The sequence below is a fragment of the Candidatus Angelobacter sp. genome, assembly GCA_035607015.1.
Lineage (GTDB): Bacteria > Verrucomicrobiota > Verrucomicrobiia > Limisphaerales > AV2 > AV2.
In genome coordinates this window covers 1-4850 of record DATNDF010000428.1, presented here as the reverse complement: position 1 = coordinate 4850, position 4850 = coordinate 1, and the positions used below count along the sequence as shown (strand labels likewise).

Annotated in this window: 5 protein-coding genes; all 5 read right to left on the bottom strand. The window is 60.8% G+C overall.

Annotation, left to right across the window (positions count from 1 at the left end):
• The coding region (locus VN887_17285; protein ID HXT41764.1) for a hypothetical protein at nt 1-187 on the bottom strand (187 nt) is incomplete at its 3' end.
• 22 nt (nt 188-209) lie between these two features.
• Complete coding sequence (locus VN887_17280) at nt 210-2084, bottom strand: TRAP transporter large permease subunit (GenBank protein HXT41763.1); 1875 nt, start codon at nt 2082-2084, stop codon at nt 210-212.
• Nucleotides 2085-2124: 40 nt separating this feature from the next.
• Nucleotides 2125-3162 (bottom strand): TRAP transporter substrate-binding protein DctP, encoded by a 1038-nt coding sequence (gene dctP / locus VN887_17275; GenBank protein HXT41762.1) that lies wholly within the window; start codon nt 3160-3162, stop codon nt 2125-2127.
• Nucleotides 3163-3176: 14 nt separating this feature from the next.
• Nucleotides 3177-4025, bottom strand: coding sequence for a TRAP transporter TatT component family protein (locus VN887_17270; protein HXT41761.1), 849 nt, complete (start codon nt 4023-4025; stop codon nt 3177-3179).
• A 119-nt stretch (nt 4026-4144) separates the two neighbouring features.
• Nucleotides 4145-4783, bottom strand: a complete 639-nt coding sequence (locus tag VN887_17265) for a hypothetical protein (protein ID HXT41760.1) — start codon at nt 4781-4783, stop codon at nt 4145-4147.
• Nucleotides 4784-4850 lie beyond the last annotated feature (67 nt).

The window sequence follows — 4850 nt, the reverse complement described above, 5'->3', positions numbered from 1 at the left end:
CCGGGTAGTAGAGAAAGCTGTAAACCCAGACCCAGCGCGGGCGGTAAGGGATCGCCTCGTCAATCGCCAGCTTCAGTTCGCGCGGCCGCGCCACGTAATTGCGCTGGCACCAGAAATAAAACTGGTAAACGCCGACGATGAGAAAAACACTGATCACCAACTGAACGATTCGGTCCGTGGATTGCATGGGTTTTCCTTGGTGCGGGTTTTTATTTGAACAGGCCGGGCAGGAACGTTGTGAGCGGCGGAAAATAAGTGATGAGCAGCACCCCGACAAGCAGCACCATGAGCATGGGGACGACGGCGCGCATGACTTCGAGGACCGGCTTGTTGAAGCGGTAGGACGACAGTAGCAGGTTCAGTCCCACTGGCGGCGCCAGGAAGCCCAGCTCCATGTTCGCGAGGAAAATGATCCCAAGATGCACGGGATCGATTCCGAACGCCGTGCCGATCGGCACCAAAAGAGGCACGACAACCACGATGGCGGCGTAGATTTCAATCAGACCGCCAACGAACAGCAGCACGAGGTTCATCGCGAGAAGGAAAATCCAGCGCGATTGAATCGTGTGCGTGGCCCATTCGGCGGCACGGACGGGAATTTGCGCGTCAATGAGGTAGTGAGTGAACCCGAGCGCTACACCGAGAATCAGCAGCACGCCGCCGACCAGAAGTCCGCATTCGGTCACCACACGGGGCAGATCGCGCACGAGGTGAAGGTCGCGTTGAACGACGACGGCCACGAGAAAGGTGTAGGTCGCGGTCACGGCCGCCGCGGCAACCGTCGTGGGCACGCTGAACAAAGCCCCCAGCGCGACGACGGGGATGAGCAATTCCCATTTCGCGGCCCAGACGGCGGCGCGGGCTTCGACCCAGTCAAAAGACCCCCGTGCCGCGGAAATCTTTGGACCCTGGCGGACACCCCACCACGCCGTCATGATGACCAGCAGGATTCCCGGCCCGATTCCGCCCAGGAACATTTCCTTGATCGTCAGATTGGCTCGCGCGCTGTGGTTGGCGACGATGGTGTAAAGGATCAGCGGCAGGCAGGGCGGGAACAACATGCCCAGTGAACCGGCGCCCGTGAGCAGTCCCAGCGCCGACCGCTCCGAGTAACGCGCCGCGAGCAGCACGGGCATCAGCACACCGCCAAGCGCGAGGATCGTCACGCCTGATGCGCCTGTGAACGAGGTGAAAAACGCGCAGACCAGCGCGGTCACAATCGCCGGACCTCCGCGGAACCTTCCCGCCAGCGCCTGAAACACCCGCACCAGTCGCTTCGAGGCGCCGCCTTCGGCGAGAAAGTAGCCGGCCAGGGTGAAGATCGGAATACTCGGCAGCATGTCATTTGTGGTGAGGCTGTAGTGCTTGAGCGGCACCGACTCCACGGGCAGGTCGTGTCCCCAGAAAAGTATCAACGCAGCGCCGCCGAGCGCGGCGAACACGGGAGCGCCAAAAAGCGTTGCGATAACCAGCGCGGCGAGCGCCGGGCCCATCAAACGGTCGGCGGAGAGAGGCGACCAGACGACAAAACCCACAAGAGTGGCTGCAAATGCGAAGGTGATCGCGCGACGGCTCCAGCGTCCGGACGTGTGCCAGACGAGCCGCAAGGCCACGACACCAAAGCCCAGAGGCAGGAAAAGCTGGATGACCCAGACCGGAATGCCGTAAACGAGCATCTTCCCGAGCGGTTTCATGTCCATGACGTACTTCCAGCTCGCGGCGCAAAGAAACACGCAGATCGCCGCGGCGAACCCGCTGCCAAACATCGCCGCGGCTTCCTTGGCGCGGCCCGTCAGCAGCGTTTGAGCCGGCGACAGGGCGAGCAGCCGGCCCTCGCGCGCGGCAATGGCGCCGCCCAACATGCCGACGATGAGCGTCAAGTGTTGAACGATCGCGCTCGAACCCGAGATGCCGGTGTTGAAAAGGAGGCGCAGAATGATCTCGGTCACGGGCAAAAGCATCATCGCCATGAGCGCGCCGACGATGAGCAGATTCTCTCCCTGCAGATAAAAGCGCCGCCATGCAGGCAGGCCGGGGTCAATCGGGCGCAGGAGTCCGTGACTGGCTGCCGCGTCAGGATTCATGAGCATCGGAACACGCGGCGGCGCGGGTTGATTTGTGGCATCACTTCACACCCTTGCTCGCGCGATATTCACTCAACAGCTTCTGCGCCTCGTCGAACATTTCCGCCGGGACGACCTTGCCCCGGATTTTGTCGCTGACCCGGTCCGCCATCGCGCGCCATTCCGCCTCGACTTCCGGCGTGACTTTTTGCACCACCAATCCCCGCTTTTCCATGGCGGCCACGGACGATTCACTTTCCGCGCGGCCGGCGACCTTCACGTCGCGGCCGATTCCGGCGGCAATCTTCAGCATGGAGTCGCGGGCGTCGGCAGGAACGCGGTCCCAGGTCTTCTTCCGCACGACCGCCGCACCCACCAGCGGCGCCCAGTTCACTTCAAGCATGTATTTCGCCTGGGCGTCCAACTGCCCGGCGAGCGCGAAGAACGGCGGCATGGGAACGGCCCCGACACTGCCCGACAGCAGGGCTTGCGGGATGGCCGCGGTTTCGAGCGAAATGGGATTGAAACCGCCCGACTTCCAGATGTCGGCTTCGTGCGGGTTGCCGGCCCAGGTGAAGATTTTAAGTTTACGCAAATCGTCCGGATGAGTGACGGGCGATTTGGTGAAAAAGCGGACCCAGCCGGAATCGGACCAGAAGAGCACCACGTAGCCCTTGGACAGCAGGCGCTGCTCGAGTTGCGGGCGAAGCTTCTCGCCGACATAATCCACCTCCTCAAGCGTGCGGAAGGCCATCGGCATGCTTTGCAACGCGGTGACCGAAGGCTCGATTTCGGAAAGTCCCACCGCTGTGAGCAAACCCGCGTCGAGATTGCCCGTTTGCATCAGTCCGACCATGTCCGCCTCACCGCCTTGTGTGCCGTCGGGAAAAATGGTGAGCTTCACCGCGCCATTCGAGGCCTGGCGCCATTTTTCGCCCATCGCCAGGAGGCTCTTGTGATACGAGGTGCCGCGCGGCGCAAGTGTTCCAAGGCGGATGTTGAGAGGCTTGTCGGCGGCAGGCGCGGAAGGCGCGAGCCGCAAGAGGATTCCCAGCGCCAACAGCCAGACCGGCGGGAAACGGTTGAATTTTTTTCTCATGCGATTCATTGCGCCTATTCTTTCTTGTCCGACATCAGAAACAAGTCGTCCGTTCGCGACAACAACCAGCGCGCGCGGCGTTGCATCACCAGATTGACCAGGCGCCACTCCGGCCTGGCATCGGCATTGACCGCCAGGGCGCGGTTGAGCAGTTCCTTGAACTCGGCGACATTTTGCTTTTGCACGGAGACCGACTCCGCCAGCGACACAAACGGTCCGGCCAGTTGTCCACCCGACAATTCCAAAGCCCGCGCAAAATGTTTCCGCGCGCGATCCTCCGGTCGGCCCGCCGTGCCTTGGCGGCTCATCTCATAGGCGATCAGAAACGAATGAATGGCGCCATGATCGTAGCTCTCGTTCAATTCCAGCGCGCGATCAATCATTGCCTCCACGACCGGCACGTCGGCAATTAAATCCGGATCGTCCTTGGAGTTCGAGATCGCCGCTGCCCAGGAAACAGCGGTCCAGTAGAGCAGCGGCACATCGCCGGGTTTTGTCACCGCCACGGCTTTCTTCGGATTGTCCCGCAGCGCCTTTGCAAAATCTCGGTGCCTCGCTTCGAGGCCGCGCAGGCCGTAATTGCGCGCTCGCAGATAGAGCCTGCGGGCACGCGCGCGCAGGGCGTTGGCGGCCGCGAGATCCTTGTCTTCCATCTCGTCGGCGTCCTGCTGCACGAAGGCATACGCGTATTGCGTGAAGCCGCTCGTGGCGGCAAACAGCAATCCTGCGTGCTTCGGGCTTTCGACAAGCAGGCTTTCCATCAGTTTCAAACTGAACGGCACGGCCGCTTTGACCAGTTCGGGGTCGTCATCCGAAGCGAACGTTGTCCCACCGGAGGCGAGCGCGTCGCCGAGTTTGCTCACCGCCATTTTCCGAAAAGAACAACCAGACCCCAGCGCGCACACCAGGGCGGAGACGATCAGGCTTCGCCGGGCGATCGCCACCCACCGCATTGCGTTCGAGCAAGGCTCTTGCAAATCCATCACTCCTTTTTGGGTCCGGCCTGCTTGCGTTTCAAGTTAATTGGTTGGAGGAACGCGTCTTTGTCGTCGAGGTGTTTGAGAACGAAGGATTGCAGTTCCTTGGTGGTTGCGGTCAGGATGATCAAACCGGCCCGCTCTTGATCAAGTCGCTCGTGCCGGATCGCGGCAGGATCTTTGTTGAGGAGTTCCTCGAGCCACGCTCCGCTAAAGAGCGACACTTGCAGGCCTGATTCAACCGACAAAAGCCTCGCGAAAGAATGCATCGGAATAAAGTGGCGATCGTAATAGAAGCTCCGATTTGTTTCGAGGTCGTCCGGATCGGCGGGAAGGAAATCGAGAAACAACGCCTCGCCGAGTTTCAGTCGCCGCACGAAGAATTGCGCCGTCTTGCCCTCCTCATCCGTGAAGAACAGCTTGTATTCCTTGTCGCCGTCTCCTTTGGTGAAATTCCATGTGGTCAATATTCCGTTGGTATCATTGGTAAAAATTCCACCGCGCCACACACCTTGCCAGGTGCCGAGCAATGCCGGATCGAACGCCAGGTCCTTTTCCGTGTAAAGGGGATTGAGCGACATCTGCACACAGCCGGCGAGCGCGCACAACGCAACCGCGAAGGCAAACCGGGATGTTTTTTTCATGCAGGTTCTTTTGGTCTGGCTTTGGTTTGGGACCGGTCCTGTTGTCACCACGAGTCCGCGCGAGAAC